The organism is Paenibacillus pabuli (assembly GCF_039831995.1).
Lineage (GTDB): Bacteria > Bacillota > Bacilli > Paenibacillales > Paenibacillaceae > Paenibacillus > Paenibacillus pabuli_C.
In genome coordinates this window covers 1062852-1077677 of the sequence record NZ_JBDOIO010000004.1, presented here as the reverse complement: position 1 = coordinate 1077677, position 14826 = coordinate 1062852, and the positions used below count along the sequence as shown (strand labels likewise).

At 47.4% G+C, this 14826-nt stretch carries 14 protein-coding genes and 1 other annotated feature; all 14 genes read right to left on the bottom strand.

The window, feature by feature from the left end:
* Positions 1 to 198: 198 nt before the first annotated feature.
* Positions 199 to 3297, bottom strand: coding sequence for an isoleucine--tRNA ligase (gene ileS / locus ABGV42_RS24395; protein ID WP_347384485.1), 3099 nt, complete (start codon positions 3295 to 3297; stop codon positions 199 to 201).
* A gap of 86 nt (positions 3298 to 3383) precedes the next feature.
* Positions 3384 to 3673: a binding site (T-box leader), on the bottom strand.
* Between the two features lie 58 nt (positions 3674 to 3731).
* The gene (locus ABGV42_RS24390; protein WP_056696170.1) at positions 3732 to 4241 is read right to left on the bottom strand and encodes a DivIVA domain-containing protein; all 510 of its coding nucleotides are present in this window, start codon (positions 4239 to 4241) and stop codon (positions 3732 to 3734) included.
* Positions 4242 to 4486: 245 nt separating this feature from the next.
* Positions 4487 to 5269, bottom strand: coding sequence for an RNA-binding protein (locus ABGV42_RS24385; protein WP_347384061.1), 783 nt, complete (start codon positions 5267 to 5269; stop codon positions 4487 to 4489).
* A gap of 19 nt (positions 5270 to 5288) precedes the next feature.
* Positions 5289 to 5552 carry a YggT family protein gene (locus ABGV42_RS24380; protein ID WP_227779725.1) on the bottom strand — a complete coding sequence of 88 codons (264 nt, stop codon included), beginning with the start codon at positions 5550 to 5552 and terminating at the stop codon, positions 5289 to 5291.
* Positions 5553 to 5559: 7 nt separating this feature from the next.
* Complete coding sequence (locus ABGV42_RS24375) at positions 5560 to 6024, bottom strand: cell division protein SepF (protein WP_347384060.1); 465 nt, start codon at positions 6022 to 6024, stop codon at positions 5560 to 5562.
* The gene (locus tag ABGV42_RS24370) at positions 6015 to 6716 is read right to left on the bottom strand and encodes a YggS family pyridoxal phosphate-dependent enzyme (protein WP_347384059.1); all 702 of its coding nucleotides are present in this window, start codon (positions 6714 to 6716) and stop codon (positions 6015 to 6017) included. Before ABGV42_RS24370 ends, ABGV42_RS24375 begins: the two co-directional genes overlap by 10 nt.
* Before the next feature lie 6 nt (positions 6717 to 6722).
* A complete protein-coding gene (gene pgeF / locus ABGV42_RS24365; protein WP_347384058.1) occupies positions 6723 to 7622 on the bottom strand; it encodes a peptidoglycan editing factor PgeF in 900 nt (299 codons plus the stop codon).
* Positions 7623 to 7673: 51 nt separating this feature from the next.
* Positions 7674 to 8066 carry a YlmC/YmxH family sporulation protein gene (locus ABGV42_RS24360; protein ID WP_347384057.1) on the bottom strand — a complete coding sequence of 131 codons (393 nt, stop codon included), beginning with the start codon at positions 8064 to 8066 and terminating at the stop codon, positions 7674 to 7676.
* A 263-nt stretch (positions 8067 to 8329) separates the two neighbouring features.
* Positions 8330 to 9112 (bottom strand): RNA polymerase sporulation sigma factor SigG, encoded by a 783-nt coding sequence (gene sigG / locus ABGV42_RS24355; protein WP_095289985.1) that lies wholly within the window; start codon positions 9110 to 9112, stop codon positions 8330 to 8332.
* Between the two features lie 111 nt (positions 9113 to 9223).
* The gene (gene sigE / locus ABGV42_RS24350) at positions 9224 to 9946 is read right to left on the bottom strand and encodes an RNA polymerase sporulation sigma factor SigE (protein WP_095289983.1); all 723 of its coding nucleotides are present in this window, start codon (positions 9944 to 9946) and stop codon (positions 9224 to 9226) included.
* A gap of 11 nt (positions 9947 to 9957) precedes the next feature.
* The gene (gene spoIIGA / locus ABGV42_RS24345; protein ID WP_347384484.1) at positions 9958 to 10938 is read right to left on the bottom strand and encodes a sigma-E processing peptidase SpoIIGA; all 981 of its coding nucleotides are present in this window, start codon (positions 10936 to 10938) and stop codon (positions 9958 to 9960) included.
* Between the two features lie 255 nt (positions 10939 to 11193).
* Positions 11194 to 12306 (bottom strand): cell division protein FtsZ, encoded by a 1113-nt coding sequence (ftsZ, locus tag ABGV42_RS24340; protein WP_347384056.1) that lies wholly within the window; start codon positions 12304 to 12306, stop codon positions 11194 to 11196.
* 148 nt (positions 12307 to 12454) lie between these two features.
* Complete coding sequence (gene ftsA / locus ABGV42_RS24335) at positions 12455 to 13735, bottom strand: cell division protein FtsA (RefSeq protein WP_127537786.1); 1281 nt, start codon at positions 13733 to 13735, stop codon at positions 12455 to 12457.
* A gap of 296 nt (positions 13736 to 14031) precedes the next feature.
* Positions 14032 to 14799 carry a cell division protein FtsQ/DivIB gene (locus ABGV42_RS24330; RefSeq protein WP_347384055.1) on the bottom strand — a complete coding sequence of 256 codons (768 nt, stop codon included), beginning with the start codon at positions 14797 to 14799 and terminating at the stop codon, positions 14032 to 14034.
* Positions 14800 to 14826 lie beyond the last annotated feature (27 nt).

Genomic DNA, 14826 nt, shown 5'->3' with positions numbered 1-14826 from the left:
AGTGACTGCACAATAGAAATCATTGCCCATTTGCCTAAAAACCAAACGAGCCAAGATACAGGGATTGTTCCCTGAGTCTAAGGCTCGTTTGTCTATACTCTATATCCTTTCCGAAATGGAATAGAGATACTCTATTTTATTCAAGATCCAATTGTAACTTGAGTTCATCGATTCCATCTTCAATGAAAGAAAATGGAGCTACACCTCGATATAAACGCCCATTACCTTACCGCCAGCTTCAATGCGTTCCATGCCTTCATGGGTACCAAATGTGACTTCGGTAACGAGTACATTCTCACGGAGTACGTCATCAAAAGCCTCGATTGCAGCCTGAAGCTCAGGATCGACATCCAGTGTCAGACGTACTCTCTTCTCGATCGGCAGGTCCAATTTCTTCCGTGTGTCTTGTACGGAACGTACAACTTCACGTACCCAACCTTCCTGTTCCAATGCAGTTGTGATTTCGGTGTTGAGTGCAACCGTTAGACCATATCCGGATGCCGAAGCAAAACCGGATTTGGCTTGTTTCTCCACCAGCAGCTCTTCACTTGTCACTTGCAGTTCTTCTCCGTCCGGAGAAACCACGTTAAGCACACCCTCCGTCACCACTTTGCGAGTCTCATCCGCTGACATGCCCTTGAAGAAATTCTGCAGGAAGCCTACGTTCTTGCCGTATTTTTTACCCGCTACCTTCAAATTGAGTTTCAATGTGAAATCAACGAATTCGGCATCGTTATGCTCGGTACGAATACCTTTGACATTGATCTCATCCTTGATGATCTCTTCATAGCTCGCCAGATCAAATCCTTTATCAAGCGATACGATTAACTCGGACAGCGGCTGACGATTCTTGATACCTGTTTCGTTACGCACGTTACGAGCGAGTTCGACCACTCGGCGAGCTGTCTCCATGTCTTGTTCCAGATCCAGATCGATCAACGCTTCGTTCGCTGCCGGGTAATCTTCCATATGAACACTTTCACCTGTTGTCAGGTTCAGATAGATATCCTCCGCAAGCATCGGTGTGAACGGCGCAACCAGCTTGGCTGTAGTCACGAGCACCTCTGTAAGCGTGCGATACGCATCCAGTTTATCTTCGGTCAATCCACTGCCCCAGAAACGGTCACGGGAACGACGGATGTACCAGTTACTCAACTCATCGACAAAGGCTTCGATCGCTTTGGAAGAATTCAAGTAGTCATTGACGGACAACGCCTTTTCCACAACAAGGATCAGACTGTTCAGTCTTGACAGGATCCAGCGATCCAGCTTATGCGCTGATGGTTTAAACGGATGTTCCTGTGGATCAAATCCATCAATGGTCGCATACAACGTCAGGAATGCATGTGTGTTAACCAATGTATCCACCATTTTGGATTTGGCTTCGCCTACAATGCCTTTGGAGAAACGTTTGCTGTTCCACGGTGCACTGTCAGACAACAATGCCCAACGGAACGCATCTGTACCGTATTCTTCAATGACTTCCCAGGGATCAATAACATTGCCTTTGGATTTCGACATCTTTTGTCCATTCTCATCAAGTACGTGGCCTGTAGCCATAACCGCTTTGTAAGGTGCTTTGCCTGTCAACAGGGTAGATACCGCCAGCAAGCTGTAGAACCAGCCGCGTGTCTGGTCAATCCCTTCACAGATCATGTCAGCCGGGTATTGCTGTTCGAACGTTTCTTTATTCTCAAACGGATAGTGCTGCTGGGCAAATGGCATGGAACCACTGTCAAACCAGACATCGATCACTTCCGGAGTACGTTTCATTTCATATTTGCCACAGGAACTGAGTACTTTGACTTCGTCTACATATGGTTTGTGCAGTTCCAGGTTCTCTGGTACATCTCCTACGGCACGCGCACGAAGCTCAGCGATGCTATGCGGAGCGAACTGTTCTCCGGTCTCCTCACACACCCAGATATTCAGCGGTGTACCCCAGTAGCGGTCACGGCTGATGTTCCAATCCACCAGATCCTCCAGGAATTTACCAAAGCGTCCCTCACGAACGTGGCCTGGGTACCATTCCACTTCACTGTTATTGGCAATCAGCTGATCCTTGATCGCCGTAGTTTGGATAAACCAGCTGTCCATTGCATAGTAAAGAAGTGGAGTATCACAACGCCAGCAGAACGGGTAACTGTGCTCATATTTTTCTTTGCTGAACAAGCGCCCTTTCTCGGACAGGTATCTCACGATATCAATATCGCAATCCTTCACGAAACGTCCCGCAAAATCAGTAACCTGAGCCACAAACTTACCTTCAAGGTCCACCATGTTAACAAAGCTGATGCCATTTTCACGACATACGCGGTAGTCATCCTCACCATGTGCCGGAGCCATGTGTACAATCCCTGTACCACTTGCATCTGTTACAAAGCTTGCACCCAGAATTACATTGGATTTTTCAGCCTGTACGTAGTTAAATGGAGGATCATATGTTTTACCAACCAAATCAGAGCCTTTCAGTGCCCCGATGACTTCATACTCGCCTTTGGAGTCCTTCATGACTTTCTCCACGAGATTAGTTGCCATGATGTATACTTCATCGCCCTGACGTACACGGGAGTAATCCATGTCGGGATTAACTGCAAGTGCAACGTGAGAAGGCAGTGTCCAAGGCGTAGTCGTCCATGCAAGTACAAATTCGCCGCTGTCATCCAGCTTAAATTTGGCTGTGGCGCTAAGGTCTTTGACATCCTTGTACCCTTGTGCAACTTCATGGGAACTTAGGGTAGTCTGGCAAGATGGACAGTACGGACTCACACGATGCCCGCGGTAAAGAAGGCCTTTTTCGTGAATCGTGGCCAGAATGTTCCATACACTCTCGATGTAATTGTTGTCCAGTGTGATGTACGGGTTATCCATATCCGTCCAGTACGCAATGCCTTCTGTCAGATCACGCCATTGCTGTTCGTATTCAAATACGCTCGCTTTACATTCGTTGATGAATTTCTCCACGCCGTAGTCTTCGATCTCCCACTTATGGGAAATGCCAAGCTTCTTCTGTACACCAAGCTCAACAGGCAAACCATGCGTATCCCAGCCAGCTTTACGAACCACCCGGTAACCTTTCATCGTGTTGTAACGTCCTACAAAATCCTTGATTACCCGTCCCAGAACATGACCGATATGCGGCTTGCCGTTTGCAGTCGGCGGTCCTTCATAAAATACGAAGTTGGGTTTGCCTTCACGGTTTTCAATCGATTTTTTAAACGTATTTTCCGTTTTCCACTTGTTTAACATGCGTAATTCTCTAGCACGTGCTTTTTCCTTGACATCCACTCTTTGCATCATGATCTTCCTTTCAATAATTGGATTGTGGATCGTCCACAATTCTCATCGCTACTTTTTTTGGACACAAAAAAACCCCATCCCTGGAAAGGGACGAGGTTGTGCTCGCGTTACCACCCTAATTCTGTTCATCACAAACCATATCCAATCACATGGGTATGCTTTGTCATCAACAGCACTTATGCCCCGCTTCACTACAGCAGGGTGCCGATATAACGTTCGGCTTACGGTTTCGCTTACGCACGGCCATTCATTGCCGCTTCAGCGTCACTTCTCCGGGGAGATATTCGGCTATAACTCATCCATTGGCTTGCACCAAAACGCCAACTCTCTGAGGGATGAGATCATAACGTACTGAACCCGTCATGGAATCATTATTCATTATGAATATAGTTATAGCCTCTTTAGAAGCAAAAGTCAACCGGGCAGGCAGACTAATAAATTTCCTTCATTTCCCGTTCACGGTCACGGACTTCCTGTTCGCGGCTCTCCAGTGCTTCCCATCCATCCTGAGACAACAGTTCGAGCTGAGCTTCAACAAGCGTACGGAAACGGGCGCGGTAGATGGAAGCCTGCTTTTTCAGTTCTTCCACTTCCAAAGCAATCTTGCGGGACTTCGCCAAAGACTCATTCACGATCCGGTCAGCATTTTTCTCTGCTTCCTTCACAATGAGCTGTGCTTCCTTCTTCGCATTGTTCTTCACATCGTCGGCTGCTTCCTGCGCTATGATAATCGTTTTGCTGAGCGTCTCTTCAATTGTGGCAAAATGATCAAGTTTCTCCTGAACGGACAGCAACTGATTGCTCAGCTCTTTGTTCTCGCGAATGACGCCTTCGTAATCTTTGATGACTTGATCCAGGAACTCATTGACTTCATCCTCGTCATACCCGCGCAAGCGTCGGGAAAATTCCTTGTTATGTATGTCCAGCGGCGTTAATGGCATGCTGTCCACCTCCTGTTAAAGTTCCTTCCCGTACCGAGAAGGTTTGCAGCACATGGGTACCACCCAAAGGGCCGTGAACAAGTTGCCGCCTGGCAACTTGTACGATTTGCAATTGCAGAATCAACGTTCTGATTCCAATACGGTCACATCAACCTTGTACTTCAATGTATATCGGAAACAGCGAATGTTTTTTACACCTTTATCTTAAACATTTCGACAAGAAAACGGGTTTTCCTGCAACGTCGCTAAGCAAATTTGCCGATTTTTAGACGACAACGTCCCTTTTTGGTCAACCCATCCTGTTCCAGCACCTTGAAACGGCCAAAACCTTGAATGGAAACCACATCCCCGGCTTTCAACGGTTTGGACGGATCTTCCTCCACTTTCCAATTCACACGGCATCGACCGGCCTTAATAGGAATCAGAACCTTACTGCGACTCAGCCGGTACACATCCGCACAAACTCCGTCCAGACGCAGGGATGCAACCGTGATATCCATCGTCTCCAGTTTGCTCTCCGACCATTTCATCTGATGCAGAGGAAGCAGCTCTGTAAACACATGAACCCGATGAACCTGATTCAATTGAAGCGATAAAAAAGCGCCGGTTTCCGCTGCCACCACAGTGTGGCACCCGTCATCCAGCACTTGGATATCTCCGATCTTGCCGCGTTTCAGTCCAAGCCCGAGCAAGGCACCCATATAGTCCCCATGCTCCAGCTCCGTGATCTTCTGATCATCTGACGTGATGCTAAGCACCTGCATACCCATATCCTCGTCATCAAGATACCGATAATCCGGTGCAATCAGCGCACGTTTGCGTTCAGCTGTCTCGTAGCCTCCGTCCAGACGAATCTGGACGTCATTGCGACGATTGACAAGCGTTTGCAATATGAAAGCCTGTCTCGGGTCAAGAAAGTCAGTTAGCTTCATATCATGAAGCTTGCCTGCGCGTTCCACCCAATCCGAGGCTTTATCCACAAAGTCACGCTCATCATGGCTAAAATGTTCGTAAATTTCACCACTCATCTATGTTCACCCTACCCTATCAGAAGTAGCTGATGATCGAGAGCAAACCTGATCTCGCCAGTTGAAGAGTAATTAACGCAACAATTGGTGAGATGTCCAGCATGCCGAACAAAGGCGGGATGAAACGTCTGAAAGGACTCAGATAGGGTTCCACCAATTTGGCAAGCCACTCACCAATGACGCTCTCCCGTGCGTTTGGAAGCCACGACATCAATACATATCCAATAATCATGTAGAAGTAAATCTCAAACAGGTAAAACACCACGACTTGAAGTTGATACAAAAGCGGCTCACCTCATTCTGTTGTAATCTTGCTCGCTGTCAGCCAGTATTTCCGTAATTGCTCCCTGAATTTCAACGGTATCCGGCGTACAGAGAAAAATGTTGCCGCCAATTTTAGAAATGCCCCCGCCCAGTGCGTAGACTGTACCACTCAAAAAATCAATGACACGCAGTGCCTGATCTTGGCGCACCCGCTGCAAGTTCACTACGACCGTACGATGTGAACGAAGGTGGTCGGCGATTTCCTGAGCTTCGTCATAGGAACGCGGTTCATAAAGGACAACTTTAACATTTTTCTGGGAATGAATGCTCACAACATTATTCCCCCTTTGGTTTCTACGTTTATCTAGACTGGAGGTTTCAGCTTCCTGTTCCGGTTCCGTATCCTCTTGTGCAGCCAGACGCTCGCGTTCCACAATCTCTTCCTCTTCTTGAAGACCAAGGAAATTCATGAATTTATTCATTACGCCCATCGTGAACCCTCCTCTTTTCCTACGAGAATTGATCCCAGCCGTACCCATGTCGCCCCTTCTTCAATTGCCACTTCAAAATCATTCGACATTCCCATCGATAGCTGAGTCAATGGTTCCGATGTCAGGGCTTGTCCATTCAAATGGTCTCTGAGCTCACGAAGTCCACGAAAAACGGGACGTGTAAGCTCCGGATCTTCTTCGTGGGGAGCCATAGTCATCAGGCCGATGACCTTCAGGTTGCTGAAGTTACTGATCTCCCGCAAAAATGAACTCGCTTGTTCAGGCTGCAATCCATATTTGCTCTCCTCACCCGAAATATTCACCTGCAAAAATGTTTCCACTTGTGTCCCCAGAGCAGCTGCCTTTTTGTCCAGCTCCTTGGCCAGAGACAAACGGTCCAGTGAATGTATGTAGCGGAATTTGCCGATGACGTCCTTCACTTTGTTGGTCTGCAAGTGACCGATAAAATGCCATGTTCCTTGCTGACCGAATGCTTCCCACTTGGCCTGTGCATCCTGCCAGCGATTCTCTCCAATATGCTCAAGGCCACTTTCCAGCACAGCACCTGTCGTTTCAAGGGAGACGTATTTCGTAACCGCAATCACATTCACGTCTTCGCGCCGACGGCCACTGCGCTGGCATGCAGCTTCGATCTTCTGATTTACCTGTTGAATTCGCTCCTCCAATGACACAGAGGGTCACCTCTCTTCCAGCCCAATCCAGCTCGCCATTCTTCCGGTTGTTCCATTCTCCTTGCGATACGAGAAAAACAGTTCCGGATGGCAGCTTGTACACCACGTTGTACATTCGATATGATCCGGCAATATTCCTGCTTTCATCATAATGTGTCGATTGCATTCTTTCAAGTTTAACATCGTCTTTCCGTTTCCAGATGAATGATAAACACGGCCCTGCGCAGAGTTATTGTATTCATCATTACCCGGAGAAGATTCAAACCAAACCCGTACATGCTCCATGACTGCCTCATCCACTTCATAACAGCAGTCCCCAATTGAAGGGCCTATGGCTGTCCGGATATCCTGCCGCCGGCTTCCATATTCCCGTTCCATTGTTTCAACCATCGACTGGGCAATGCCAGCAACGGTTCCTTTCCACCCCGCATGAGCAAGACCCACAGCTTGCTGCACCGGGTCGTAGAAATATAGCGGGACACAATCCGCATAAAAGGAAGTGAGCAGCACACCGGGTACATTAGTGACTAAGCCATCCGTATCCTGCAGCGCTGACTGTCGATCCAGCAACCCCCTACCTCGATCCTCAGCTTGTATAACAGCCACATGTTTACCGTGTACCTGTTCTCCACACGTCCAGGCTTCCACGGAGAAACCCAGCTTCTCGGCAACAAGACGGCGATTGGTCAATACGTCTGAGGGATCATCGCCAACATGATAAGCACAGTTTAGAGTGGCATAGGGATTACTGCCAACCCCACCCTGTCTGGTGGTAAATCCTGCTGTAATTTGGTTGAACTGCTCTCTCCACGGCTCAACATATAATAATAACGGATCTGGGCTTCCATTTCCCGCTTGATCCTCAGTCCGTTCGAAAAGTTGTTTTTTCAGAACAAAGGGTTCCATCCTATCACCTCACAGCTTCCAGTGTACCAAATGAGCCACGTTCTGTCTTGATTATATCGTTCGACGCTGGCTTCGGTCCAATCGTTCAAGGCGTTCAACCCGCTCCACACGGCTGCTTTGCTGCTCATCATACAATCTCGCTTCGCGATCTCGCTCATCGTAGCTCGTTTCCCTGACTTCATCCAGTTTGACCAAAATGACGTCCGAACCGATCTTAACAATGTTTCTCCAGGGAATAACCAGATCCGTTCCGCCCCCGAACAATCCCATGAATCGGCTGTAACCAGGCACCACAATAGCTTCGATTCGCCCCTGCTTTAAATCCAGCTCCAAATCACTTATCTGTCCCAACCGTTTGCCATCCGTGATGTTAATGACATCCTTTGTCTGAAAATCCGAGATCTTCATCCCTCTTACACCCGACTCACTTGCATTTACTTTCATCTGTCGCTCGCCCCCTGCCTAATCCGCTTATCCCGTTCACCGATTCTATACAATATATGTATTATGGGCGAAAAATGTCCTGTTTTTTCGCTGCAGTCCTGAAATAAGTACAGGCCTGGCCTCAGGGAGGGCGTTCCCCTCCTTTCCTGCCTAAAGCCGTTCGTTCAATAGCAGTCATCCCCGAATACATCTGTTTTAAATAAAAAAGACGACCAACGGATGGATTACACCCGTTTGATCGTCCTCGTGAATTAAGCCGTTGTTTACGTCTTCACGTGCTTCTGCATCTGCTGTATTGCTGATTTTTCCAGACGGGACACCTGAGCTTGGGAAATTCCGATTTCGTCGGCGACTTCCATCTGTGTTTTGCCTTCAAAAAACCGCATGGACAGAATCATTTTTTCCCGCTGACCGAGACGATGCATGGCCTCACGCAGCGCGATTTCCTCAATCCACGACACATCCTTGTTTTTGTCATCACTGATCTGATCCATCACATAGATCGGATCTCCGCCATCATGATAGATGGGTTCGAAGAGTGATACCGGATCTTGGATGGCATCCAGCGCGAAAACAACATCTTCCTTGGGCACGTTTAATGCTTCGGAGATTTCGAATATGGTCGGTTCACGAGAATTTTTATTGGTCAGGCTGTCACGAACCTGAAGCGCCTTATATGCGATGTCCCGTAATGACCGGGATACCCGGATCGGGTTATTGTCACGCAGATAACGACGGATTTCACCGATAATCATCGGTACTGCGTACGTTGAAAATTTGACATTCTGGGATAAATCAAAATTATCAATGGCTTTCATCAGGCCGATACATCCAACCTGGAACAGATCATCGACAAACTCCCCCCGATTGTTAAAGCGCTGAATGACACTGAGTACAAGCCGCAGGTTGCCATTCACTAATTTCTCTCTTGCTGAGCGATCATGGTGCTGCTGTAGGGAATGAAACAATTCCCGCATTTCTGTGTTGGTGAGGACAGGCAATTTTGCGGTGTCCACGCCACAAATCTCGACTTTGTTTCGGGTCATCGTGATTTACCTCCCAAGGAGAAACATTAATGTACATTATCTCCGGGGCAGGCTTTTTTATTCGTCCCTGGCATCCTTGCCATTAATACCCATTATATAAAAAGCACACGATCAGACCATCTTATTGAACTCCTTGCGGAGTCTTTTAATGATTCTTTTTTCCAGTCGAGAGATATAGGATTGGGAGATTCCCAGCAAATCTGCGACGTCTTTTTGCGTCTTTTCCTCCCCGTCCGTCAAGCCAAAGCGAAGCTCCATAATCATTCGCTCACGCTCGGTTAATTTTTCCAAAGCCTTGTGCAGGAGCTTCCGATCTACCTGTTCTTCAATATTCCGATAGATTGTATCGTTCTCGGTACCCAGAACATCCGATAATAATAGTTCGTTTCCATCCCAATCAATGTTGAGTGGTTCATCAAAAGAAACTTCTGTCCGAATTTTGCTGTTACGCCGCAAGTACATTAATATTTCATTTTCAATGCACCGCGAGGCGTATGTGGCCAGCTTAATTTTCTTTTCCGGATCAAACGTATTGACAGCTTTGATGAGCCCGATGGCTCCAATGGAAACCAGGTCCTCAATGTTAATGCCTGTGTTTTCGAACTTGCGAGCGATGTACACCACCAGGCGAAGGTTTCGTTCAATCAGCATGGCTCGAATCGCAGCATCCCCTGAAGAGAGCTTTTGCAGCAAAAATTCCTCTTCTTCGCGTGTCAGTGGAGGCGGCAGGGCTTCACTGCCTCCAATATAATAAATCTCCTCACTCTTCAAACCAAGCAGAAATAACAGACGGTAATACTGCAGCTGCGCCACCAGTTTCCATTTCACAAGCATGTACGTTCCTCCTATACCACATTCAGCGGCTTTTCTGTTGCTCCCGCAGAGAGAGCCGTAGACTGCGCAGAGGCAGCGTCTTGCACAAGCTCAGGGTGAATGACCGCGCGGTACTTTCCTTCTGACGACAACACTCCGCCATCCAGCCCGATTAGTACTTTGGTTGTCTCGTAACTCATTTGATCCAATGTCACTCTCACCAGATCAGGCTTGATTGCCAGCATAAATGCCGTTCCTTTGTTGATACCACGATAGGGTACCAGTCTTAGTCGGCCCTGCCAGCGAAAATCCTCTTGATCCAGCTCCATAATGAGGTTGTCCGGTGCTTCTTCTTTCAACCTGCCTTTCCAGGAAGCTGGCAGCATGTCTTGCCACAGGGAAACCTCCATCACCATAACCGGAAGTCGGGAAAGAGGGTCCGTGAGTTGATTACCGGTATCGACAAGGCCTGTACAAGAAATATTTACATCATCGATAAAAACCTGCACTTGTCCCAGATAGGTTGTCATAAGGTCTGTTTTTCGCTTGGAACTTTGCACGGCTTTGAATAAAAACAGCACGGCAAAGAATACGATAAAAGTAAACCAGAAGGCGATCTTCAGATCAAAAGACATTCCGCCCGAAGCTGTAAACCAAATCCCGTTAAACAGCTCGCCTGAACTCTGAAGCATGTAGTGTATACCTAAAATGCCTCCGGCAGCGACGAAGTTAATGACATAGAAGGTACCCAAATTCCTCATGAAAACCTGGAGGCCCTTAAAACCAAATGCGATAAACAACATCACGAGTGACAAACCAAACTTGATCAAAAAGGTAAACATAAAATCAAACTCTGGCACAAACATCATGACGACATAGAGGGCGCCTACAATGGAAGACAGCAACCATCTCCACCAGACCAGCTTCGTTTTGCGCATCCAGGCTGTAAGTCCGATGAGTGCACCGTCAATACACAGGTTTGTCAAAAAAATAAGATCAACATAAACGACCAACTCTTCACCTGCCTCGTACCAAATATCGGTATAGCGCTGTTCCGATATTCTATGAGCATACACACAAGTATAAGGAGCTCCCTGTTCAAAGTCTGTCTAATCATGGGGGTGTCGTCTCATCTTTTTTTGTCGTAATTCCGCGCGCCGTTTGTTCAGAATTTGTTCATTCTTGTTTGATATGCTGTAGATAGAAAAATAGAAAAACCCGGTATCTCCATAAGGAGAACCGGGTTTGGAATTAAAAATAAGTGCCGTTTAGTCGTTATTGGTATTGCGTGAGCGATTGCGCAAAAATGTCGGAATATCCAGCTGATCACTGCTCGGCTGGTTCCCGAATGGGCGCAGATTTGGTGAGCGATTCTCAGCAGGTTCACTTGTTGGTGTCGGTTTGCGTCCTGGTGGTGGTGAGACAGGCTTATCTTCAAAGCCAGTAGCAATAACCGTTACCTTGATTTCTTCCTTCAGGTTTTCATCAATGATGGCACCGAAGATCATGTTCACTTCCGGATCGGATGCCGACGTAACGATCTCGGCTGCTTCATTCACTTCATAAAGGGACAGGTTGATGCCACCCGTGATGTTCATGATAACCCCGCGTGCACCTTCAATGGACGTTTCCAGCAATGGGCTCATAATCGCTTTGCGAGCTGCCTCAGCCGCACGATTTTCACCTGTTGCTTCCCCGATCCCCATCAAGGCAGATCCGCGCTCAGTCATAATGGTTTTTACGTCTGCAAAGTCAAGGTTGATCAGACCCGGTACGGCGATCAGATCCGAGATACCTTGTACCGCTTGACGCAATACGTTATCCGCTTGACGGAACGCTTCAAGCATTGGTGTCTTTTTATCTACGATTTCAAGCAAGCGGTCATTCGGAATGACAATCAGCGTATCCACTTTTTCCTTGAGAGCTTCAATACCTTGCTCTGCATGGCTGGAACGTTTGCGTCCTTCGAATGTGAATGGACGTGTAACCACACCTACGGTAAGAGCGCCGCATTCTTTGGCAATCTCAGCGATGACTGGAGCTGCACCTGTACCTGTACCACCGCCCATACCGGCAGTTACAAATACCATGTCCGCACCTTTCAATGTGTTCATGATCAGATCGCGGGACTCTTCCGCTGCTTTTTTACCTACATCCGGGTTGGCACCTGCGCCAAGACCACGGGTCAGTTTATCACCGATTTGCAATTTATGTTCGGATTTCGCCAGATGCAATGCTTGAGCATCCGTGTTCACCGTTATAAATTCCACACCTTGTACACCATTTTCAATCATACGGTTGACTGCATTGCTTCCGCCGCCGCCTACACCGATGACTTTTATTTGAGCCAAGCTCTCCATCTCGAAATCAAATTCCAACATATTATTCCATCTCCCCCTCAATGTGCATGGATGGCCCGTCCAATTTTTGATTGAACCGAATCAATTTCATATATCGACGAACGAAAGCGTATATTGTAATACCAGCGCATTCAGACGGCTACTAGAAGTATGAAATAGATTCAACCTGTTATATAAATTCGCTGAACATATTTTTCAGCCGTTCGAACAAACCCGGTTTTTGCTCCGATTCCGGAGACGCACTCGGCTTAACACGGTTGGTCGGTTTCTTGTTGTTGTTATTATTGTTGCTGCCACCGCCGCTGCTGACCGATGGACGAATGCGCAAACTGCGAATTACGCTGTGCAAAATGCCGACTCCGCTTGTGTAGCCCGGGTCGCGCACACCGATGTAATCCGGAACTGCAATTCGTACCGATGCAGCAAGCTCATGCTGAGCTACTTGCAGAACACCTGGCATCGAGACGGTCCCTCCCGTTAGTATATAACCTCCGGGAAGCTCTGTGTAACCCAGGCGCTTCACTTCTTGGGAAATCATCTGGAATATTTCCTGAACACGCGGTTCGATGATTGCAGCAAGGTCCTCCTGTGAGAATTCCTTGTCCACATTGCTGCCGATTCGCGTGACTTTGAACATGACGTCGGCCGCAGCATCATCAAGCCATGCGCAGCCATATTTCAGCTTCACCTTTTCGGCTTGATCTGTTAACGTACGCAATCCATACGCAATATCGTTGGTGACAAACTCTCCACCGATCGGCAGGGTTGACGTTGCAACAAGACTGTCTTCTTCAAAGACAGCGATGGTAGTTGCACCTGCTCCAATATCAACGAGAACAGATCCCATCGTTTTTTCGTCCTTAGATAAAGCAAGCTGACCTGCTCCAAGTGACATGAGCACCAGATCGCTTACCTTCAGACCCGCTTTCTCCACGCAGCGCAAAAGATTATGTATCGCGGTTTTTGCACCCGTTATGATTGTTGCCTCAACTTCCAGTCTAACTCCAATCATACCACGGGGGTCCTGTATGCCCTCCAAGCCGTCTACAACGTACTGCTTGGCGACAACATCAATAATTTCCCGTTCCGGCGGAACCGCAATCACCTCGGCTGCTTTCAACACCCGTTCCATGTCTTCTTCTCCGATTTCACGATCCTCGTTAGACACTGCCACGACGCCGTGACTGCTCATCAGTCCGATATGATTTCCTGAGATTCCAACATATACTTCGGATATTTGAATACCTACCATACGTTCTGCATGATCCACTGCATTGCGGATTGACTGCACCGTCTGATCGATATCTACGATTACACCTTTGCGAATTCCCTCCGAGTCGGCAGATCCAACTCCAATAATATTAAAGGTTCCATTATTAATTTCCCCAATAATAGCGCGAATTTTGGATGTACCGATGTCCAAACTAACAATGATGTCATTGTTGCTCAAGTCTGTGGCACCTCCTGACTCCAAATAGTAAAATACGTTCGGGTTTAAACACTCTTAAAACATATTCAACACACGTTAGGCTTTCCCTCTTTTTTCTACAATTTTTTTGGGTGCCAAGATCTGGTTGCGAGACATAAAACCTTGAAGAAAAAAGAAGGAGGCAACTTATGTGCCATAAGTTCAAGTGTATCATTTTTTCTCCGTCTCAGAAAGAACAACTTTCACAGATGAAACAGGGTCAAACCCCGACCCTGCTTGGACTTTTGATTAACTGCCATACCTGATTAGCAAGAAGATTAGGAGGTTCCACCTGGTTCTTCACCATCTTCAGGGTCATCTGCGATAAAAGGCACATATGTGTCTGCCTCCAGCATCGTGATTTTCCCTGGCCGCTCCGTCTCAATAACCTGGTTCAAATACTCTACCTTATCCGGCAGCTTGGAGATCGTGGTAATCACTTCAAACTGTGATTTGGTATACAATCGGATCTGATCCGGGAATGAAGGCGTAGGGTTAGGAATAATCTCCGATATATCCGTCGTCAATTCATTTGGAATCTTGGCAAGCGTCTCACTCAATTGTTCTTTGAGCGGATCATCTGCTTTCCACTGTGTCAAAATGGGCTTCTCCACAGCAATTCCGATATTGGCCGGAACGTTCAAGCTTGTCCCGCTGGCCAGGATTGCCTGGAGTGTGCCATCCGAACCAAGTTCGTAAGCAACAGTCGGATACTCCTGAACCTTAATATGAACGATGCCAGGAAATTGTTTATCCACTGTCACATTTGCTACCGCTTTGAACGTCTTCAAACGCTCAATGACCTCAGCCGAGCTTGTCCCAAAAAACTGATCGCCTTCCTTCAAGCCACTTTTCTCCAGCAGTTCGGATGTTGTCGTGTATACATTACCCGTAATCTCTATGCTCGAAATCCGGCTCATGGAAGAGCGGAAGAACAGCACGGCAAGCAATACAATAAAAAGAAGTAACAGAATAAGAACAATTTTACGACTTGTGTTTCTTTTGGGCCGATTCTTCTTCAGAACCGGAATTTGACTTTTAGGCATAGGTCGCGCTCCACAAAGCCTTCGGTC

What these genes read in the sequence shown, in the direction of transcription:
- sigG (WP_095289985.1), bottom strand. Translation starts at nt 9,112, where the DNA reads ATGACCCGAAACAAAGTCGAGATTTGTGGCGTGGACACCGCAAAATTG.
- sigE (WP_095289983.1), bottom strand. Translation starts at nt 9,946, where the DNA reads ATGCTTGTGAAATGGAAACTGGTGGCGCAGCTGCAGTATTACCGTCTG.
- pgeF (WP_347384058.1), bottom strand. Translation starts at nt 7,622, where the DNA reads ATGGAACCCTTTGTTCTGAAAAAACAACTTTTCGAACGGACTGAGGAT.
- ftsZ (WP_347384056.1), bottom strand. Translation starts at nt 12,306, where the DNA reads ATGTTGGAATTTGATTTCGAGATGGAGAGCTTGGCTCAAATAAAAGTC.
- ABGV42_RS24330 (WP_347384055.1), bottom strand. Translation starts at nt 14,799, where the DNA reads ATGCCTAAAAGTCAAATTCCGGTTCTGAAGAAGAATCGGCCCAAAAGA.
- ileS (WP_347384485.1), bottom strand. Translation starts at nt 3,297, where the DNA reads ATGCAAAGAGTGGATGTCAAGGAAAAAGCACGTGCTAGAGAATTACGC.
- ABGV42_RS24360 (WP_347384057.1), bottom strand. Translation starts at nt 8,066, where the DNA reads ATGAAAGTAAATGCAAGTGAGTCGGGTGTAAGAGGGATGAAGATCTCG.
- ABGV42_RS24390 (WP_056696170.1), bottom strand. Translation starts at nt 4,241, where the DNA reads ATGCCATTAACGCCGCTGGACATACATAACAAGGAATTTTCCCGACGC.
- ABGV42_RS24385 (WP_347384061.1), bottom strand. Translation starts at nt 5,269, where the DNA reads ATGAGTGGTGAAATTTACGAACATTTTAGCCATGATGAGCGTGACTTT.
- ABGV42_RS24375 (WP_347384060.1), bottom strand. Translation starts at nt 6,024, where the DNA reads ATGGGCGTAATGAATAAATTCATGAATTTCCTTGGTCTTCAAGAAGAG.